The sequence below is a fragment of the Paraburkholderia silviterrae genome (genome assembly GCF_004353915.1).
Taxonomy (GTDB): domain Bacteria; phylum Pseudomonadota; class Gammaproteobacteria; order Burkholderiales; family Burkholderiaceae; genus Paraburkholderia; species Paraburkholderia silviterrae.
Genome location: NZ_SMRP01000018.1, coordinates 41,820 through 61,636, shown reverse-complemented (window position 1 = coordinate 61,636; position 19,817 = coordinate 41,820). Strand labels below are relative to the sequence as shown.

Sequence of the window (19,817 nt, the reverse complement as noted above, 5' to 3'; positions counted from 1 at the left end):
ACAGCCGAACGTCGAGATCCGCCTTGGCGAAACGCTCCAATCCGTTGAAGCCAGCGACGACGCGGTGCGTCTCGTGTTTTCGACGGAGAACGGCCGTCGCGAGAGCCGCGCCTCGTGGGTAGTAGGCGCGGACGGCGCGCACAGCATGGTGCGCAAGACAGCCGGATTCAGCTTCGATGGATTCACCTGGCCCGAAAAATTTCTTGTGACCAACGTGCGTGACCCGCTTGAAGCGCTCGGCTATACGGGTACCGCCTATATATCGGATCCGGATGCATGGGCCGTGGTGCTCAAGCTATACGACGATACGGGCGACGATCTCTGGCGCGTCGCGATGCCGGCCAGCGTGGATGTCGACGACGCGATGCTGCTCGAACCAGAGAGCGTGCAGCGGCGGTTGCGAGAAACGCTCGGCGCGGATATGCCATTTACGCTCGCCTATTCAGGAACGTATCGCGTGCATCAGCGCGTCGCCGACACGTTCGTCAAGGGGCGCGTCCTGCTCGCTGGCGATGCGGCGCATATCAACAATCCGATCGGTGGCTTTGGCCTTAACGGCGGGGTACACGACGCCTGCAATCTGGCGTCCAAGCTCGCCGAGGTGTGGCATGGTCGAGCAACAAACGAGGCCCTGGAGCTCTATTCGCGTCAGCGTCGCACAATAGCGCTCGATGTCGTGCAGAAGAACAGCATCCGCAACAAGAATCTGATGGACGAGCGCGACCCCGCCGTGCGCCTTCGGAACCAGCAGACAATGCACGCGCTCTCGATCGATCCGTATAGAAGCCGTGAATATCTGATGGAAACATCAATGCTGAGCGCGGTATTGCAAGCCCTTCAGATCAATTGAACGCGGCAGGTGTCGCGCAGCAGGGCGCGAGCGTGATGGCCGAAAGCGGTGCAACACCTGTGAGCGAGCGTACGGCCGTCCATTTCTTGCCAGATTCTTGCTTGTAGCGACACGTGACCAATTTCGCCCCTTCAGCCGCCCATCATAGTGGTCACTACCGCGTCGGTTATTGGGTGCCCGCCGTGCGCACCATGACTGTGAGTATGCGGCGGCGCTTGCCGGCATGCGTCGAACAAACCTCAAGATGAACGAGCGTTTGTCCTTTACGATTGAACGGCCGGTTACAGGTGGGAGCCGACGCTTGAACGTCTGACCGACGACATATGTGAACGGCGGTTTGTTGCCGACTACGGCTGACAGCACACGCCCTAGTTAGACATCCTATCAATCTGCTATCGAACGAATGACCTTCGCGGGATTTCCGGCCACGAGCGTATTCGGGGGAACGTCCCTGGCGACGACCGATCCCGCCGCGACAACCGAGTTCTCGCCCACAGTTACGCCGCCAATAATGATCGCGCCGGCTGCGATCCAGACGTTTCTCTCGATCACGATGGGCTTGGCGATTACGCCGTTGCGCCGCTGGGAAGGTTCAATGGGATGGCCGGACGTGATGAGGCTCACGTTCGGCCCGATCATCACCTCGTCGGCAATGTCGATCCCGCCAAGGTCATAGAACGTGCAATTCTGATTGATGAAGACATTGCGCCCAACACGGATATCGACGCCGCCAGTGGTGTAGAACGGCGGTATCAATGAAAAGCTGTCGTCCACCTTCTTGCCGATGAGATCGCTGAACACGGCCCGGACTTCATCCGCGTCGTTGAATGTCAACCGGTTGAGCGTGGCGGTGATCGTCATCGCCCGGCTGACATTTGCCTGCATGGCCGCCGATTCCGGCGTTCTCCTGGCAATGATCCTGGTGCGAGCCTCATTTGACATGCTTTGTTTCCCTCCAGTTGCTATCTGGTGTTCCCGCTGGTTGAAGGCTAACTAATGGCTGCGATAGCCAGGCGCTCGGCCTGATTGTCGACGAACCAGCCCTGTCTGTCGATTGACCGACTCCGGCCCGCTCCCCCTGACGCGCGACGGTGCGCATCGCCCAGCCAGCGCGCAATTGTTCGATTTCTTGCAGTCCTCAAGTCCGCCTGCCGGTAACTTTCTCGACTTGCACACCCAATGCATGGGTGTGCCGGCATCGGCAAATCGATCAGACCCCAGGCTCGACATGAAAAAGCTGTTCTCCGTGGACCCCACCAGAATCGGCCGCCCCGAGGGCGCGGCCACCAGCGACGCCGTACCCGAAGCGCTGCTCAACGGAACGCCTGCCGCGTTGAAAACCGCGCTGGAAAACCTGCTGGGACCCGGGCGCGTGCTCCACCGCGTGGTCGATCTCGTGCGCTATGCGTCGGACGCGAGCCCATACCGGCTCATCCCTCAGGTGGTCGTCGAAGCGCACGACGCCGACGACATCGCGAAGCTGCTGAAATTCTGCGGCGAGACGGGACGCCACGCCACTTTCCGCGCGGCTGGCACGAGCTTGAACGGGCAGGCGCAGTCCGATGAGATCCTGATCGACGTGCGCAAGCACTTCGCCGGCATCGTCGCCATCGACAAGGGCGGCATGAGGCTCAAGGCGCGCGCGGGCACCCTGCTCGCGCATGCGAACGTGCATCTCTCGTGCTTCGGGCGCAAGCTCGGCCCCGATCCCGCCAGCGCCAACGTCTGCACGCTGGGTGGCGTCGTAAGCAACAATTCGGGCGGCATGCGCTGCCGCGTGAGCCAGGACGCGTATCACACGGTCAGCGCGATGCGCTTCGTGATGCCCTCCGGCACGCAAATCGACACGGCGAGCGCCGACGCGGAACGCCAATTCGCGCAGCGCGAGCCCGAGCTCGCCGCCGGCCTGATGCAGCTAAAAGCGGAAATCACGGCCGATCGGGCGTTCGTCGAACGCATCCGCAAAAAATATTCGATTCGGAATACTCATGGACTGAGGCTCGACGCCTTTCTCGACGGCGACACGCCGCTCGAAATCTTCAGACGCCTGCTAATCGGATCGGAAGGCACGCTAGGATTCATCGCCGACGTCACGTTCGAAACGGTTCCAAGCACCCCCATCACCAGTGTCGCGTGGCTCGCGTTTCGTTCGATCGACGCCGCCATCGAGCAGGTCCCGGCACTCGTGGCGCTGGGCGCGCAGGCCGTGGAGTTGATGGTCGCTCCCGCCTTGCGCGCGGCCGCCGAGGCGTTTCCCGGCACGCCAGAATACTGGCGCACGCTCGCCCCCGAAGCGGCCGCCCTGCTGGTGGAGCTGGGCACGCAGGACGCCGCCACGCTCGAGCGCATGGAAGCGCAAGTCGTCGAGCTGTGCGCGACGGCCGACGTCATCACGCCACCGTCATTCACGAGCCGCGAGGAAGCGATCGAACTCGCGTGGTTCGTGCGCGAGGGACTCCTGGGCCTCGTGGGCAAGCAGCGGCCCCCAGGCTCGATGCTGATCGTCGAGGACGTCTGCTTTCCGCCCGGCCAGCTCGCGAGCGCCGCGCGCGATTTGCAGGCGCTGTTGCGGCGGCATGGCTTCATCCCGGGCGTGGCGGGTCACGCAGCGCACGGCAATCTGCATTTCACCTTGACTGCGCGGCTCGATGAGGAAGCCGGACGCGCGCAATACGCGCAGTTCATGGACGAACTTGTCGATCTCGTCGTCAACCGTTACGACGGGTCGCTCAAGGCCGAGCACGGCACCGGCCTGAACATGGCGCCGTTCCTCGAGCAGGAATGGGGCGAGCGCGCGACCCGGATGATGTGGCGAGTCAAGCAACTGGCCGACCCGCGCGGCGTGCTCGCGCCGAACGTGATCCTCACCCGCGACAAGCAGATTCATCTCAAGGGACTCAAGACGCAGCCCGGCATCGAGAGCACGGCCAATGCGAGCCTGTGCATCGAGTGCGGCTTCTGCGAGTCGGTGTGCCCGAGCCGCAATGTCACGATGACGCCGCGCCAGCGCATCGTCGTGAGGCGCGAGATGGCCCGCCAGCCGGAAGGCTCGGCCCTGCTCCGGCAGCTTCAGGAGCAGTACCAGTACGACGCCATTCAGACCTGTGCGGGCGACGGCACGTGCGCGCTGCCCTGCCCCATCGAGATCAATACCGGCGAGCTGATGCGCGAGTTCCGTCACGCCACGCAAACGGCCACGTCGGAGAGCGCGGCGCGTTTCGTCGCGCAGCGCTGGGAGGGTGTCGAGCGCGCGAGCAAGCTCGCGCTGCGCGGCGCGCGGTACATGGGCAAGGCGCTGGGCTGGAACGCGGTGCGCGGCGTTGCCGGCACGGCCCGCCTGATCGCCAGCAGCGACGTGGTCCCGACCGTGCCCGGTCCCATGCCCAAGCCCGCGCGTGCGCTGCCGCTCATCCGCCGCGAGCAGGCCGATGCCGTCTACTTCACGGCGTGCGTGAACCGTATGTTCGGCCGCGACCCCGACGCGCCCAACGACGCGCTGTCGATCCAGGAGGCGCTCATCGCCGTGTCGAAACGCGCGGGCAAGCACCTGTGGATCCCCGCAGACATCGCTGGCACCTGCTGTGCCTCGCCGTTCGGCTCGAAGGGGTTTGCGTCGGCGCGGCAGCTGATGGTCGAAACGGTGTTCGAGCGTCTCTGGAAGTGGAGCGACGCCGGGCGCCTGCCGATCGTGGTCGACGCCGCGTCATGCACGCACGGCCTGCTCAGCGGTTTGCACGAAGTGCTGTCGCCCGACATGCAAGCGCAATACGCACAGCTTACGATCATCGATTCAATCGAATGGTGCGCGAATCTTTTGCCTGAACTGGAAGTCCACGCGCCGCTCGGGAAGATTGTCATCCACCCGACCTGCGCGATGTCACATCTGAAGCTCACCAAAACGCTCAAGCGCGTGGCGGGTCACATGGCGCGCGAAGTCGACATTCCCGTTGGCGCGACCTGTTGCGGCACGGCCGGCGACCGCGGGCTGCTGCACCCAGAACTGGTCGTCTCGGCCACGCGCGACCAGAAGGCGTATCTTGAAGGGGTTCAGGCCGACGCCTACGTCTGCGCCAACCGGACCTGCGAGATGGGATTGCGGCACGCCATCGGCCGGCCGTACGAATCATTCATTTTCAGCCTTGAAGCGGCCACCCGAGAACCGGGTTGAGGAGAAACGTCATGAGCTCGGCATATCAACCTTCCGCTCGCCTGCTCGACCTCGACGCCGTGCAGGCCTTCGTGCTGGTTGCCGATCTCAGCAGCTTCACGCGCGCCGCCGAGGTGCAGGACACGACGCAATCGGCCATCAGCCTTAAAATCAAGCGGCTCGAGGAGCGGCTCGGCAAGCGCCTGCTGGAGCGCACGCCCCGGCACATCCAGTTGCTGCCCGAAGGCGTGGCCTTTCTCTCGGCCGCGCGCGAACTGCTGAGCGCCCATGACCGGGCGCTGGCCATCGACGTGCGCGAGCAGCGCAGCCTGCGTCTTGGCATCATCGACCACACCGCCGCCGACGAGCTGATCCCGCTGCTCGCGCGCGTCTCGAGCCACGATCCCACGTTGCGCGTCGAGGTCAAGATCGGCGCTTCGAGTCAGATGCTCGAGGCCTACGACGCGGGCGAACTCGACGCCGCGTTCGCCCGTCGCGACCCCGCGCGGCGCGACGCCCAGCGCCTCTTCGTCGAGCATTGCGGCTGGTTTGCCGCGCCCCAGTGGCAGCACAACCCCAATGAGCCGCTGCGCATCGCCTCGCTTTCGGCACCGTGTGGAGTCCGAACCAATGCGCTGAAGGCACTCGACGAAGCCGGCATCAAATGGACCGAGGTCTTCGTGGGCGGCGGCATCGGGACCGTTGGCGCCGCGGTCATGGCGGGACTCGCGGTCGCGCCCATGACGCGGCGCGGACGTCCGCCGCGCGCCGTGGATGTGGGCAACCGCTTCGGACTGCCTCCGCTTGCACCGATCGAGATCGCCGTTTATACGCGCGTGCGGGACCCCGCCACGCAGGAAGCCATCCGCATCTTCGGCGCCGCGCTGCGCAACGCGAACGCCGCGCCGTGATGGCAATGCAAGACGCTGGTCCGGTATCGTGAGGTTGACGTGCTCGAGCAGCACGAGGTTGCCCGTGTCCTCAAGAGCATACTCGGAGCGTTCCATTTTTCGCCTTCGGGGGATGTCGCGCGTTCGGTGACACAATCGCAACGAAAACGTGTGGCACGGCTATTATGATGCTGCCTTGGGCCACACGTATTCCGTTAGCGTCGCGAGAATATTAGCAAATGTCCCGTCTTATCGGCCGGTCAGGCCACGCTATTGCCGGACGACGCCAAGCCGCTTTCCATGGAGGACACATGCCGAAACGCATCTTGCTGGTGGTTCTGCTGCTGACGATCGGCCTGGCCGGACGTTGTGCGGCCGCGCAGCCCACGATGGAACTCACCATAGACGGCAAGACCCAGTCGTTTAGCCAAGGTGCATTGCTGGGGCGTGCCGACGCTGCCGAGATTCACGTTCCGCGCGATGTCGCCTACGGTACCTCGACGACCTACCGCGCCGTGCCACTGGCCGACCTGCTCGACGGCGCGGCGATACCCGCGGACAGCGCGCTCGAGGCGCGCGCGACCGACGGCTTCGCCGCGCAACTGCCGATGGACCTCGTACGCAACCGCGATCCCGCAACGGCCGTCGCATGGCTCGCCGTGGAGGATCCGGCGCGGCCATGGCCTGCGCTGCCGGGCAAGAAGGTCAGCGCGGGACCGTTCTACCTGGTCTGGATCGGCAAGCAAGCGGCATCGGTGCGCAGCGAGCAGTGGCCTTACCAGATCGCGCGGCTCGCCACGCAGCCGTCTCCTTCCGCGCGCTGGCCGGCGCTTGCCGTCGATGCGTCGCTGCCCGCAACCGATCCCATCCGCGCGGGCCAAAGCCTGTTCATCACCCAGTGTCTCGCTTGCCATCGGCTCAACCACGCGGGCAGCGCGAATACCGGCCCCGACCTCAACGTGCCGATGAATCCAGTCAAATACTTCCAACCCGCCGCCTTGCGCCGCTACATCCGCAATCCGGCATCGGTGCGAGACTGGCCCGGCCGGACCATGCCCGCCTTCCCACCGGATCAGATCAGCGATCGCGAGATCACGTTGATCATCGATTATCTGGCGTACATGGCGCAGCGAAAGGCCGGGCCGTGAGCTTTCAGCCACCTTTGCGCGGCCCGGCGCGCTTCGCGCCAACGCCCGGCTGGACCTTGCCATCGCCTGCGGTGCGGCTCTTCACATGATCGATGAACGCGCGCAGCTTCGGCATGATCTGCCGGCGCCCCGGATAGCAGAGAAACACGCCCGGCATGAGCGGCGCGTACGCCTGAAGCACGGGCACCAGCTTGCCCGCTTTCAGCGCGCCCGCGGCCAGCGGCTCAGGGAGCTGCGCCAGGCCCAGGCCTTCTATAGCCGCGCCAAGCATGGTGGGAAAGTCGCTGGCGATGAGCGGGCCGGACACAGCGATCTCGATCGCGCCGCCGCTGTCGTTGTCCTTATCCTTATCGTCGAACGACCATAGCGCGAGCGCGCCGCTGGAGCGCCGCCAGCGCAGGCAGGCGTGTTGGCGCAGATCGTCCGGATGCGTGGGCTTCCCGCGCTCCGCCAGATAGGCAGGACTACCAACCACGACGAGATGAAACGGCGGTGTCATCGGCACCGCGACCATGTCGGCTTCCACGAACTGGCCCAACCGGATGCCGGCATCGAATCCTTCCGCCGCAAGATCGACCAGCTCCTTGCTTGCGGCAATCTCCACCTCGACCTCGGGATACGCCTTGCAAAACGACGCGATCAGCGGCTCCAGCAAGATAGGCACGATCGCGCGCGGCACCGAGAGACGCAACAACCCGGCGGGCCGCTGACCGAGTCCGCGCGCCACCTCGCTGGCAGCGACGAGCTCTTCGAAAGCGGGCTTTGCGCGCGAAAGAAACCGCTCGCCGGCTTCGGTCAGGCCGACGCTGCGCGTGGTGCGTGTGAAGAGCGCCGCGCCAATGCGCTCTTCGAGCACGCGCACGGCCTGGCTGATGGCCGACGGCGTCACCCCGAGCTCCGCCGCCGCCTTGCGAAAACTGCGATGCCTGGCAACGCTCAGGAATGCCTCCACGCCATCGAGTGCGCCCTGCCTGACTGTGAAGTTCTGCTTCATAGCCCGTCAACATTGTGATGAATAGTCGCTCACGCAGATCGATGTTACACCTGGCACCAGCATTCTTGAGGAGCACCGCTGATGAACGCCTCCCCCATTTTCGCCGGCATGGCCGCGCCGCGCCCCGCCTGGCGCATCCTGCTGTGGCTCGCGCCGTTGACGCTGCTGTGGATTGCATTGATCTACTGGCAGCCCATCATCCCGGCCAGCGGCTTTCAAACCACGGCACACCAGTTGATCGCCCAGGTATTCATCGCACTCGGCTTGTGGCTCGGCCTCGAAAGCACCGACCTCACGCCGCGCCAACGCCTCACGACCTGGCTGGCGATTCTGGTCCCGCACACGCTTTGGTTCGCAATCGTCTGGAGCGCGGCGATCCATGGCGCGTTTCGCCTGAGCGCCGCCCCGCCCCTGCTGCCGTTGCTGCCGATGGCGATCTTCCTGCCGGTCATCATCGGCGCGCCGCTGCTGCTGTTCTCGAAGCGGGTGGGCAAGGTGCTCGACGCGATGCCGGCGGCCTGGCTCGTCGGGCTGCAGTTTTACCGGGTGTTCGGCAGCTGGGCGCTCGCGGCCTGGCTGCATGGCGAGCTGCCCGGGGTGTTCGCCTTGCCGGCTGGAACGGGCGACCTGCTGACCGGCCTGTTCGCCGCGCCCCTGGCCATCGCGCTCGCAAGCGGCACGGCACAGGGCCGCAAGGCGGCGATCGCATGGAACATCCTCGGTCTTGCCGATTTTGCCGTCGCGATTACGTTGGGGCTGATCACCGCGCCGGGCCTGTTCCAGCTGATCGTTCCGGCGGTGCCGGGCATTAACGCCGGCGCGTATCCATATGTGCTGACCCCGGCGTTCGTGGTGCCAGGCTCGATCCTGCTGCACGCGCTTTCACTGCGCCAGTTGATCCGCCGGCGCGAGCGCTGATCCCCTTCCTCTCTTCGTTCACACGCCTGGCGACGCCAGACAGGAGGTGACATGACTACGCAGCTTCTTTTCCAGTTGCATCTCGTTCTGGGCTACGTTGCCTGGCTGCTGTGCTTTGGCGTTTATGTCTGGCCGAAGCTCAAGGCGATGGACCCATTCGACGCGCAACGCGCAATCGCCACCTTGCACAGCTTCCGGTTCTTCGGGCTGGTCTTCATCCTGCCCGGCGTCGTCAGTCCCGAGCTGCCCGCCAGCTTCGCCGTGTTCGCCGCCTGGGCCGACTTCGCAACGGGCGTGCTGGCGATACTGGCGTTGCTCACGGCACGCGTACGGCCGGTCTTCTGGTTGTTCGTCGTAGCCTTCAATGTTGTGGGCACAACCGATCTCCTGCTCGACTACTACCACGCGATCCAGGTCGGCCTTCCCGCTCATGCGGGAGAGCTGGGCGCCACGTACGCGATTCCGGTCATCTACGTGCCGCTGCTGATGATTACGCACGTTACGGCCTTCTATCTGCTGCTGCGCCCACAGCCCAGCAGGGTGCCGAGCTATTGAGGCGCGCGCAGCAGATTGGCGCGCCCACACATCAGAAGGTGTGGCGAAGCGCAGCGCGCACGACCAGTTGCCGCGACGTCGACGAAAGGTCCTGCGCGCCGGGCACGTAGGCGCGATCGAGTGACGAGCCCGTCGCGTCGCCGGTCACGAGCTGATAGACCCCTTGCAAGTAGACGTCCGTGCGCTTCGACAGGTTGTAGTCGGCCATCAGACCGAACATGTGGATGCCCGGCTTCACCGTGCCCGTTGTCGCCTCGTAACGTTCGAGCGTATAGGCGTACTCCGCACCCACGAAGAAGGCGGGCGTGAACTGGTATTTGCCGTTGAGCTCGAAATTCTGATACTTCAGTGCGTTGAGCGTACCGCCGGCCAGCGCACCGGAGACAGGCTGGATCGTTTCCGTGCCGCTCAGATAGCCGACGTTCGCCGTGGGGTGATCGATCTGCGTGTTCGTGTACGCGAAGCCAACAGTCCCCGAGCCGACTGTGTAGTTGACGCCCGCTCCGAAGATCTGCAGCGTGGACGAAACAAAATTGCCGTCGGGGCCGAGCGACCCGCCTGCGCCTGCGATGGCGCCGCCCGGGTTCATGGTCGGATTGTCGGCTCTCAGGTAGGCGGCGGCAAGGAGCCAGCCGCCAGCCGAGTATTGCGCGCCAGCGCTCATCGCCCGGTTATTTGCGAACCCCGTGTCGTTGCTGAAGCTATACGTGCCGCCAAACGAGAAGCCACCGAGCGTCGGGCTCGCGTATTTGACCGTGTTGTTCAAACGGAACGTGTTGTCCGTATTGTCGTTGTCATAGGGGTGCGAGAACAGGTAGCCGCCCCAGTTCCCGTTCGCCGTGGTCTGTGCGAGATAGTCGACCACGGAATCGTACTGGCGGCCGAACGTGAGCGTGCCGTAGCGCTCGCTGGCGAGACCCACGAACGCCTGGCGGCCGAACATGCGCCCACCCTGCGCAAGCGCACCGTTGCTGGCGTTGAAACCGTTTTCGAGCTGAAAGACGGTGCTCAGCCCGCCCCCCAGGTCCTCCGAGCCCTTCAAGCCCCAACGGCTCCCTTGCGCGTAGCCGCTCGTCATTTCATAGACCTGGTGGCCGCCCACGTTGTTGGTGAAATCGATCCCCTCATCGATCACGCCATAGAGCGTCACCGAGTTCTGCGCGAACGCGGGGATGGCCACGCCGCACAGCAAGGCAGCCGATACAATCTTCCTCATTTGATGTCCATTATTCAGGTTTACTAATTACACCGCAGGCAATGCGTCGAACTGTACTCACCGCCTGCGGGCCGGTCTCTCGCGCGAGCGCGCTTCGCTCCGTTACTTCGTGCCGTAAATGTCGAAGTCGAAATACTTCTTGTTGATGCGCGCGTAAGTGCCGTTGGCGAGAATCTCGGCGAGTGCCTGATTGAATGCGTCGCGCAGCTCCACGTCCTGCTTGCGCAGACCAAGGCCGTCGCCCTGGCCGAAATACTTCGGGTCGTCCATGGCCGGCCCTGCGAACTCGAAGTCCTTGCCTTCGGGCTTCTTCAGAAAGCCGTCATTGGCTTCAATGGAGGCCTGGAACGCAGCATCGATCCGTCCGGAAACCAGATCGGCGTAGACCTGGTCCTGGTTCTGGTAGGCGACAATCTCCACGCCGGCTGGCTGCCACCTGGCGCGTGCGTAGTCTTCCTGACTCGTGCCCTGCTCGACGCCCACGCGCTTGCCCTTTAGCGTTGCGGGGTCCGGCAGCAGCGAGGAGCCGCGGCGCACCACGAGGCGCGCGGGTGCATTCGAAATCTTGTTCGAGAACGCAATCTGCTCCATGCGCTTGGGCGTGATCGTCATGGACGACGAGATCACATCGAACTTGCGTGCGAGCAGGCCCGGAATCATGCCGTCGAAACTGGTCTCCACCCATACGCACTTCGCATGCATCTGCGCACACAGCGCGTTCGCGATGTCGACGCCAAATCCCGTCAGCTTGCCGTCCGGCGTCTTGTATTCGAGCGGCGGATAGGTCGGGTCGACCGCGAGTCTGATTTCCTTGCCGCCAAAGTCCGCCGCCTGTGCCGAGGCCGCCATGGCCACGCAAGCCAGCGACCATGCCATTGTCCACTTCTTCATTGATGTCTCTCCTGTTGTCGATGTAATGCCGTGGTCAAACCTTCTAGTTCATTGCAGGGCGCGCTGCGCGAGCCTGACCCAAAAGCTCGCGCCGATCGCAAGAATGTCGTCGTTGAAATCGTATTCGGGGTGATGCAGCCCACAGCCGCCATGGGTGTCGCCGTTGCCGATCGACAGATAGCTACCCGGGCAACGTTCCAGCATGCAGGCGAAATCCTCGCTTGCCATGAGCGGGTGCAGGTTCTCGATCAGCGCTTGCGCGCCGCCGTAGTCCAACGCCACCTGCCGCGCGAATTCGGTCTCGCCGGCGTGATTCACGAGCACGGGGTAAGTGTGCTGGTAGTCGATCTCCACTTGCGCACCGTAGCTTGCCGCCTGCCCTCGCGCGATCTCGCCAATGCGCTTTTCCAGCAACGCGCGGACTTCCGGTGAGAGCGCTCGCACGCTCAACAGCAGGTCCGCGTGGGGCGCAATCACGTTGGACACGGTGCCTGCGTGAATGGCGCCAACGGTGACGACCGCCTGCTCCCGGGGATCGACGTTGCGCGCGACGATGCTCTGCAACACCATGACGATCGACGCACAGACGACGACCGGGTCGATCGTCTGCTGCGGCGACGCCCCATGGCCGCCCCGTCCAACCACGCGGATCGTCACCTCGTCGGCCGACGCCATGAAAGGCCCGCTCCGGAAGCCCAGGCGCCCGGCCGGAAACCCGGGCACGTTGTGCATGGCAAACACGGCATCGCACGGGAAGCGCTCGAAAAGGCCGTCCTCGATCATTTTGCGCGCGCCGCCCAAGCCCTCTTCGGCGGGCTGAAAAATCAGGTTCAACGTTCCCTTCCAGTCCGTGCGTTGCGCGAGGCAGCGCGCCGCCGCGAGCAGCATCGCCGTGTGGCCGTCATGCCCGCACGCGTGCATGACCCCTTCAGTTCGACTGGCGTAAGGCAATGGTGTGCGTTCCTGGATGGGCAGCGCGTCCATGTCGGCACGCAAGCCCAGGCGTCGGCCGCGACCGCGCTCGAGCACCCCGACCACCCCCGTCCCCCCAACGCCGCGCGTCACGTCGTAGCCCCATCCGGCGAGCAGGCTTGCAACCAGCTCACTGGTCGCATGCTCTTGAAAGCCCAGCTCGGGATGCGCATGCAGCCGACGGCGAATCTCGATCACTTCTTCCTCGATCGCCGCGATTTCCGGTAGTACCCCTATTTGCTTCACTGTCCCTCCAGGCGTTCAGACATATCGGCGCCGTGCCCGTTTTGTACGGGTCACGGCCACAACCCACCGTGAAGCGGATCGTATGCAGCGAAAAAGCCGGGGAACAGCCGCGCGTTTGTTATGATGACAACCATTCGTTGTCACCCCATGGCGTCCGGCTATGAAGCTCCATCAACTCGAAGCGCTTGTGGCGAGCGCGGACGCAGGCAGCATCCGCGGCGCGGCGCGCGCACTCGGCCTCTCGCAGGCGGCCGTCACGCGGGCACTGCGCGAACTGGAAGAAACCGAACGGCTGCCGCTCCTCGTGCGGGCCCCCGAGGGCATCGGTTTTACGGAGCACGGCAAGGTCTTGCTCACGCATGCACGGCTCGTCCTCAACCAGCTCGAGCACGCGCACACCGACCTCGAGCGGTTGCGCGGGCGTGTGGAAGGAAGGCTGATGGTTGGCGTGACGCCGTGGGTGACGCTCACGTTCCTTGCCGAGACCGTGCTGCTCTTTCGCAAGCTGATGCCGGGGATCCGGCTCGAACTACTCGAGGGTCTGATGTCGGTGGCGCAGCCGCATCTGCGCGACGGCAGCATGGATTTCGCGATCGGACAATGGCAGGCGGCGGCCGGCGTGCAGGAGTTCGCCTGCGAGCCGGTGCTGACCTATGAGTCGTCGGTGATGGTGCGCGCCGGCCACCCGCTCGCACAGGCGCGCTCGCTACACGAGCTCCTCGATCACGACTGGGTGCTCAACTTCGCGCCCGACGGTCAGGCCGGCTTGATCGACTATCTCTTCACGCGAAACGGCGCACGGATCGACGAGCGCCGGATCGTACGCGCACAATCGGTCGCGATGCTGCAAACGATGGTCGAGCAGGCCGACATGTGCACGTGGAGCCCAACGGTCCTGTGCCGGGTCCCGCCGTTGCGCGGCAGGCTCCTTCCGCTTGCACTGCGCGAACAATTCGAACCCCGACAACTGAGCGTCGTCACCCGACGCAACAGCACGCTGAGCAATGCCGCCGTCTGTTTCGTCGAGTGCCTGGTGAAGGTGATCCGGCGGCACGCGCGCTCAGCGAAGAAAGATGATCTCGCGTTGTTCGAGACATTGAAGATGTTGATTTGATCCCAGAGCGCGTGCCGAGCGAGCGGGCAGCGCCATCAGCAAAGCCTCGCTCATGCTCTAGCGACGGCGAGGACGATTCGCTCCAAGTGTGAACGTCAGCGCCAGATCCGCAACCTTGCCGAACGGCGCCCGCAGCAGGCTGGGAAGATTCCAGCGCCCCTGAACGAAGACCCCTTTTGCGTGGCTCATCGCGCGAAAGCCCTCGATGCCGTGGTAGGCCCCCATCCCGCTCGGCCCGACGCCGCCGAAAGGCAGGTCGTCCTGGGCCACGTGCAAGAGCGTGTTGTTGATGCCGGTATTGCCAGAGGTCGTGCGCTTGAGCAGCGTCTCGCACGCGTGGTCCTCGTTGCCGAAATAGTAGAGCGCGAGTGGGCGCGCTCGCGCGTTCACATAGTCGATGACCTCGTCCATGGTGCTATACGTGCGTACCGGCAGGATTGGGCCGAAGATCTCTTCCTGCATGACGGCGCATTCATCGCTGGCCCCGACGACCAGCGTGGGCGCGAGCGTGCGCACCCGGGTCGCGGCGCTCCCCGGTCTCACGCCTGCCTCGATCACGCGCGCGCCGCTGCGCCGGGCTTCTTCGACGAGGCCCACGAGGCGCTCGTAATGCCTGTCGCTGACGATCGAGGTGTAGTCCTTGCTGGTCGGCCCCTCGGGATAAGTGCGGGCCACCATTGCATCGAATTGCGTGACAAAGGCTTCGAGGTCGTCCTCGTGGACGAGCGCATAGTCAGGCGCCACGCAAGTCTGGCCGGCATTGGCCAGCTTGCCGAAAACGATGCTGCCCATGGTCCGCTCGTCGACGTGGCCGCGCGCGACGATGGCGGGGCTCTTGCCGCCGAGCTCGAGCGTCACCGGCACCAGGTTCTCGCTTGCCGCCTTCATGACCTTGCGGCCAACCTGCGTGCTGCCCGTGAACAGCAGATGATCGAACGGCAAGTTGCTGAAGGCCGCGCCGACTTCCGGCCCGCCGAGCACGACGGCCACTTCGTCGGCCGGGAAAGTCTCGGCGAGCATGCGCTGGATGACTTCGCTCGTGCGCGGCGTCAATTCCGAGGGCTTGAGCATCACACGGTTGCCGGCCGCCAGCGCGGTCGCGAGCGGAATGAACGTCAGCGAGAACGGGTAGTTCCACGGCGCCATCACCCCGACGACACCCTTCGGCTGGTATTCCACCCGGGCATGGCCAGAGCGGTAAACGAGCCCGACGTGCCGACGCTCGGCCTTCATGAAGCGGCGCAGGTTGCGCGTCAGGTAGTCGATCGACTGCACCACGCCGGCCATTTCCATGATGTCCGTCTCGCGGCGCGAGCGATGCCCGAAATCGGCGCTGATCGCCTCTTTCACTTCGCTGCGCCAGGCGAGCACCGTGGCACGCAGCCGGGCGAGCCGCGCCTTGCGCTCGGCGAGGGTTGGCGGCGCCTCCCTGAGGAACGCGCTGCGCTGGCGGCCCAGCAACTCTGCCGCGTCGAGGCCGTGAATGGGTTCTGCGGGAATGGTCATCGTGCACCTCACGAGATTGCCGGAATGTAGACAGCGTCAACTTGATGATTCGGGATGGTAGGAGCAGAATGTGTCTCTTGTCAACATTCGCAGAATCCCTATGACATCAGATGCATCCACGGAGCAGAAGCCCTATCACCACGGCGATTTGCGGCGCGCGATCATCGAAACGGCTCTCGATATGCTCCAGGAGCAAAAGGGCTGGCAGTTCACGCTGCGCGAGATCGCCCGGCGCGCCGAGGTGAGCCACTCCGCGCCCTATCGGCATTTCCCGGACAAGACGGCGTTGCTCCATGAGCTGGCCCTGATCGGCTTCGATCGTCTGCGCGAGGCGCTCGTTGCCGCGCTCGATCCGGCTGCGGATGCGCCCGCGTGCTTGCAGGCGCTGGCCTATGCGCACCTGGGCTTCGGGGCCGCGAACCCGGATCTTTATCGTCTGATGTTCAATGCGGATGCCGGAGAACCTTCTGATATCCATCTCGATGCGCGTACGCAGGCGCCGTTCCGGCTGGTCATCGAGGTCCTCGAGCGCGGCCAGCGCGAGGGCACGATTCGCTCGCGCTCCGCGCTCGGCCAGGCAACGGCATGCTGGGCACACCTGCATGGCCTGACGATGCTCGCGATCGACGGCCGGCTGGTGCCTGAGAAAGTGGGCGATCACGCCATTGAAGATGCCCTCACGACGCTGCTGGACGGCCTGCTGTCCGGCGAATCCGCAGCAAGCGGTCGAAGCCCCGAAAGGCCTTGACCTTCAGCTTGACTTCACAGAACCCGCAGTCCGCCACGGCGACGGCCGAGCAGGTCAACGCCCTCCTTTGACGGTCGGAGAGCGGCCAAATCCGCCCGCCCCCCACAGGATGCAGACGGCGAGTGACGCGTCATATCCGCTCGAAGCGCAAACCGGCATGGCGCGTCAGACGCTCGATGAAGCGCTCGTCGAACACCGTAGCCGGTGTCCAGAAGCCGCCCGCGCGCCCCACCTTGACGCCGTCCTCGACGAGATCCCGCGCGAGACTGATCGCCGCCTGGCCCAGCATCTTGCCGGTCGAGCCGTAGCCCGGATCGCGATCCCCGGTCACTTTCACGCGCAACGCCTGGCCGTTGTCGGTTCGGCCGAAAAACCGCAAATCGTAGCGGCCCGCCAATTGCGCCTCGGGGCTTGGGCCTTCGCCAGGCTTGGGCAACAGGAAGCGTTGCATCACGCCGCGAACCGGGCCGATCAAGATGCCCGCCATGAACGCCCCCAGCCCCGCCACCGTGGCCAGGGCTTTCAGTCGTCCCTTCAGGCCTGTGCCGGTCAATATCGCTTCGTCATAGGTGAACTCGCTGCCATAGGCCTTGCCGGAAAGGGCATTGGACCGATGAACCACCCGCTCGTTGATGGCCGCCATCATGAACGGGGCGATCCATGCGTCGAAAGCGGTATCGAACTCCGCGGACTTGACGTAGTGCTGGCGTGCCTTGAAGCCGTGACCTTCGGGGCAGAGCGCATAGGGGTTGACGAGTTCCTTGCGCAAGGACGGATCGGCGGCCGCCTCCTTTACCACGTTGATCACGCTGGCGACCGTGCCGCCCGATGCGCCGCCCTTGAGCGTCTGCAGGCGCATCTTGACGTGGGTCGCCGGCACACCCCATTGCCGCATCGCGTGTTGCTGCAAAAACCACACGCCCATGTCCGAGGGGACCGAGTCGAAGCCGCAGCAATGCACGATGCGCGCCCCCGTCTTCCGGGCCGCTGACTCGTAGGCGTCGATCATTCTTTTGATCCACTGAGTCTCGCCGGTGAGATCGCAGTAATCGGTGCCGCTCTCTACGCAAACCTTGACGAGCGGCTCGCCATAGAGCGCATAGGGGCCGACCGTGGACACGACCACGCGCGTCTGCGCACACAGCGCGCGCAACTGGGTTTCGTTGCCCGCGTCCGCAACGATGATGGGCAGGGATTGCCCCGCCGTGCCCAGCGAGCGCTTGAGGTCGTTGAGCTTCGCTTCGGAGCGGCCTGCAATGGCCCAGCGCAAGGTTTCGGCCTGACCCGAAAGGTGCTCGGCCAGGTATCGCGTCAGGATCTGGCCAACAAAGCTGGTGGCACCAAACACGACGATGTCATAGCTCGGGGCGGTCATGAACGTTTCCTTACGTGGGCTGCTTGTAGAAAGAGTGGGCATTCACACCGCCCCGCTCACGCTCCGGCACGATCGAAAGCCCTCAATGGCGTTGGCAAATTCAGCACGATCTGTGCGTCCTTGACCACATCCAGACGAACCATGGTCGAGGCGCCCAGCCCGTCGAGCAACTCGCTCAGTGGGCCGCCACTGCGCAACAGGGTCACGTTGCGCGGGAACAGGCGTTGAGCGAACGATAGTGTATTGGTCTGCACCGTGGCCTGATGCCATTGCCCATCGACTTTATTGACCATCGTCGTCGTGCCCATATGCGATTGAGGCACGACATCGCGCAGGGCCGGAAGCGGCGCGCTCAAGCTCAGGTCCGGTGCTCCACCCGGGCCGGCAATACGGGCTCTAACTTCGCGGGCTCTAACTTCGCGGGCCCTCACTTCGCGGGCCCTCACGTCGGCGCCGATGCTCACCTCGATCTCGGCGCGCCACTTGGGCAACTGATAGCCGTACACGCCACGCACCCGCGCGATTTCCGTGCTGACGGGCAGCGCCAGCACATGAGCGTGGAAGCTGCGACGCCGCATGGAATCGCGCAGCTCCAGCGCATGGGACCCACGCGCGCCGGGCCGGCGGATCACGACCGCGATGGAGACTTCGTCGTATGGATCGTTATCGCAAACCGCATACGAAAAGAAAGTCAGCGCCACCAGCCCGAAGCCCGGGAACGCCCGTAGCGGCTCGAGCGGCGTCGGCAGCATCGCCCGCAGCCGCGACAAGGGCGCGAGAAACAGCAACTGGATATTGCGGGTGCGGTAGTAGAAGTTGGGCGCCCAAGTGGGGCCGACTCGCGAGTCAACCAGTTGCTTCGGAATCCTTCTGAAATAGTCGATGTTACCCGCGGCCGGGTCTCGCGCCACCTCATCCAGGTTCGGGTTCATCCGGTAGCGGTCGTAGTAGCCACCTGCGGGCACTTCGACCGTGTGCGGTCCAAATTCGACGCGTGTATACCGCCTGTCCATATTCGCTGACCCTTCTCCATGTTTGACCCGGCACGCAGTGACCAGGACACGCCGACATACAGCGCTCAGCCAGCACTTTAAGGTTCAACTCAACTTGAGGGTCAAGCGTTCGGATGCGGATAGATCCCGCGCCCGAAAAGTTATTGACATTAAGGTTCGCTTTAATCTTAGAGTGTTTGCTGGCTCGACGACGCCGTCCGCTCAACCGGTTAGACGAATGAATGTCCGCGAGGACGTTTGCAAATTCCGTGCCGCGTCGTCAGGGCCGTGCCGTAGCTGTAACTGTCTGGAAGCACATCACTGACTGAATGCCTACGCATTAACCAGGAGAGACGACATGGGTTACGTGACGACGAAGGATGGCGTTGACATCTTCTACAAGGACTGGGGTCCGCGCGACGCGCAGGTGATTTTCTTCCATCACGGCTGGCCGCTCAGCGCCGACGACTGGGATGCGCAGATGCTGTTTTTTCTGGCGCAGGGCTACCGGGTAATCGCGCATGACCGTCGCGGCCATGGCCGATCCAGCCAGGTATGGGACGGCCACGACATGGACCATTACGCCGACGATGTGGCGGCCGTCGTGAACCACCTGGGCGTGCAAAAAGCGGTCCATGTCGGCCATTCCACGGGCGGCGGCGAGGTCATCCACTATGTCGCCCGTCACAGCGAAGACCGCGTCTCCAAGGCGGTGCTCATCAGCGCCGTGCCGCCGCTGATGGTGAAGACCGAGAGCAATCCGGGCGGTCTGCCCAAGCAGGTCTTCGACGACCTCCAGGCACAGCTCGCGGCAAACCGCGCGCAGTTTTATTACGACGTTCCGGCCGGCCCCTTCTACGGCTACAACCGCCCCGGCGCGAATCCTTCGCAAGGCGTGATCTGGAATTGGTGGCGCCAGGGGATGATGGGTAGTGCCAAGGCGCACTATGACGGCATCGTCGCCTTCTCGCAGACCGACTTCACCGAAGATCTGAAAAGCACCACGATCCCCGTCCTGGTGATGCATGGGGACGACGACCAGATCGTCCCCTATGAGGACTCAGGTGTACTGTCCGCGAAGCTGGCGAAGAACAGTACCCTGAAGATCTATCCGGGATTCCCGCACGGCATGCCCACCAGCAACGCCGAGACGATCAACGCCGATCTGCTCGAGTTCGTGCGAGGCTAAGGGCCACGGGTGTCGGAGGGCGAGTCTTCCGGCACCCGCCGCGAGCCACCACGTCCAGCGAGGCGC

General features: G+C 64.3%; 17 protein-coding genes. 9 read left to right on the top strand and 8 right to left on the bottom strand.

All coding sequences use genetic code 11. From position 1 onward, the window contains the following. Positions 1-850: FAD-dependent oxidoreductase (locus EYW47_RS27925; protein WP_205710167.1), on the top strand; the 850-nt coding region annotated here is incomplete at its 5' end. Positions 851-1,234: 384 nt separating this feature from the next. Here EYW47_RS27925 and EYW47_RS27920 read toward each other — a convergent pair. Beyond that, on the bottom strand, positions 1,235-1,792 hold the full coding sequence (locus EYW47_RS27920) for a DapH/DapD/GlmU-related protein (protein ID WP_133198081.1): 558 nt from the start codon (positions 1,790-1,792) through the stop codon (positions 1,235-1,237). A gap of 286 nt (positions 1,793-2,078) precedes the next feature. Between EYW47_RS27920 and EYW47_RS27915 the strand changes: the two genes are divergently transcribed. The 3 genes from EYW47_RS27915 (at position 2,079) to EYW47_RS27905 (ending at position 7,035) form a co-directional block, all read left to right on the top strand. Then, positions 2,079-5,018 carry an FAD-binding and (Fe-S)-binding domain-containing protein gene (locus EYW47_RS27915; RefSeq protein WP_133198080.1) on the top strand — a complete coding sequence of 980 codons (2,940 nt, stop codon included), beginning with the start codon at positions 2,079-2,081 and terminating at the stop codon, positions 5,016-5,018. A gap of 11 nt (positions 5,019-5,029) precedes the next feature. After that, entirely contained in the window at positions 5,030-5,908 is an 879-nt protein-coding gene (locus EYW47_RS27910) for a LysR substrate-binding domain-containing protein (RefSeq protein ID WP_133198079.1), read from the top strand. Positions 5,909-6,198: 290 nt separating this feature from the next. Continuing rightward, complete coding sequence (locus tag EYW47_RS27905; RefSeq protein ID WP_133198078.1) at positions 6,199-7,035, top strand: c-type cytochrome; 837 nt, start codon at positions 6,199-6,201, stop codon at positions 7,033-7,035. A gap of 4 nt (positions 7,036-7,039) precedes the next feature. Here the strand turns inward: EYW47_RS27905 and EYW47_RS27900 are convergent, their stop codons facing one another. Beyond that, positions 7,040-8,029, bottom strand: coding sequence for a LysR family transcriptional regulator (locus EYW47_RS27900; protein ID WP_133198077.1), 990 nt, complete (start codon positions 8,027-8,029; stop codon positions 7,040-7,042). A gap of 81 nt (positions 8,030-8,110) precedes the next feature. On the opposite strand from EYW47_RS27900, the gene EYW47_RS27895 reads away from it, so the two are divergent. Together EYW47_RS27895 and EYW47_RS27890 are read left to right on the top strand one after the other, a co-directional pair. Then, the gene (locus tag EYW47_RS27895) at positions 8,111-8,947 is read left to right on the top strand and encodes an MFS transporter (RefSeq protein WP_133198076.1); all 837 of its coding nucleotides are present in this window, start codon (positions 8,111-8,113) and stop codon (positions 8,945-8,947) included. A 51-nt stretch (positions 8,948-8,998) separates the two neighbouring features. Continuing rightward, the gene (locus tag EYW47_RS27890) at positions 8,999-9,502 is read left to right on the top strand and encodes a hypothetical protein (RefSeq protein WP_133198075.1); all 504 of its coding nucleotides are present in this window, start codon (positions 8,999-9,001) and stop codon (positions 9,500-9,502) included. 31 nt (positions 9,503-9,533) lie between these two features. On the opposite strand, the gene EYW47_RS27885 is transcribed toward EYW47_RS27890, so the two are convergent. From EYW47_RS27885 to EYW47_RS27875, 3 genes are all read right to left on the bottom strand, one after another. After that, on the bottom strand, positions 9,534-10,718 hold the full coding sequence (locus EYW47_RS27885) for a porin (RefSeq protein WP_133198074.1): 1,185 nt from the start codon (positions 10,716-10,718) through the stop codon (positions 9,534-9,536). 102 nt (positions 10,719-10,820) lie between these two features. After that, positions 10,821-11,609 (bottom strand): ABC transporter substrate-binding protein, encoded by a 789-nt coding sequence (locus EYW47_RS27880; RefSeq protein WP_133198073.1) that lies wholly within the window; start codon positions 11,607-11,609, stop codon positions 10,821-10,823. Between the two features lie 48 nt (positions 11,610-11,657). Beyond that, positions 11,658-12,827: a M20 aminoacylase family protein gene (locus EYW47_RS27875; protein ID WP_133198072.1), complete on the bottom strand. Its 1,170-nt coding sequence runs from the start codon at positions 12,825-12,827 to the stop codon at positions 11,658-11,660. A gap of 160 nt (positions 12,828-12,987) precedes the next feature. Between EYW47_RS27875 and EYW47_RS27870 the strand changes: the two genes are divergently transcribed. Then, the gene (locus EYW47_RS27870) at positions 12,988-13,941 is read left to right on the top strand and encodes a LysR substrate-binding domain-containing protein (RefSeq protein ID WP_133198071.1); all 954 of its coding nucleotides are present in this window, start codon (positions 12,988-12,990) and stop codon (positions 13,939-13,941) included. A gap of 57 nt (positions 13,942-13,998) precedes the next feature. Here the strand turns inward: EYW47_RS27870 and EYW47_RS27865 are convergent, their stop codons facing one another. After that, on the bottom strand, positions 13,999-15,447 hold the full coding sequence (locus EYW47_RS27865; RefSeq protein WP_133198070.1) for a coniferyl aldehyde dehydrogenase: 1,449 nt from the start codon (positions 15,445-15,447) through the stop codon (positions 13,999-14,001). A 148-nt stretch (positions 15,448-15,595) separates the two neighbouring features. Between EYW47_RS27865 and EYW47_RS27860 the strand changes: the two genes are divergently transcribed. After that, positions 15,596-16,195, top strand: coding sequence for a TetR/AcrR family transcriptional regulator (locus EYW47_RS27860; RefSeq protein WP_240763950.1), 600 nt, complete (start codon positions 15,596-15,598; stop codon positions 16,193-16,195). A 130-nt stretch (positions 16,196-16,325) separates the two neighbouring features. Here EYW47_RS27860 and EYW47_RS27855 read toward each other — a convergent pair whose 3' ends face one another. Both EYW47_RS27855 and EYW47_RS27850 read right to left on the bottom strand, forming a co-directional pair. Then, a complete protein-coding gene (locus tag EYW47_RS27855; RefSeq protein ID WP_133198068.1) occupies positions 16,326-17,570 on the bottom strand; it encodes a saccharopine dehydrogenase family protein in 1,245 nt (414 codons plus the stop codon). Between the two features lie 56 nt (positions 17,571-17,626). Then, a complete protein-coding gene (locus tag EYW47_RS27850; protein ID WP_133198067.1) occupies positions 17,627-18,583 on the bottom strand; it encodes an acetoacetate decarboxylase in 957 nt (318 codons plus the stop codon). A 337-nt stretch (positions 18,584-18,920) separates the two neighbouring features. On the opposite strand from EYW47_RS27850, the gene EYW47_RS27845 reads away from it, so the two are divergent. Beyond that, complete coding sequence (locus EYW47_RS27845; protein WP_133198066.1) at positions 18,921-19,751, top strand: alpha/beta fold hydrolase; 831 nt, start codon at positions 18,921-18,923, stop codon at positions 19,749-19,751. Positions 19,752-19,817: the final 66 nt, after the last annotated feature.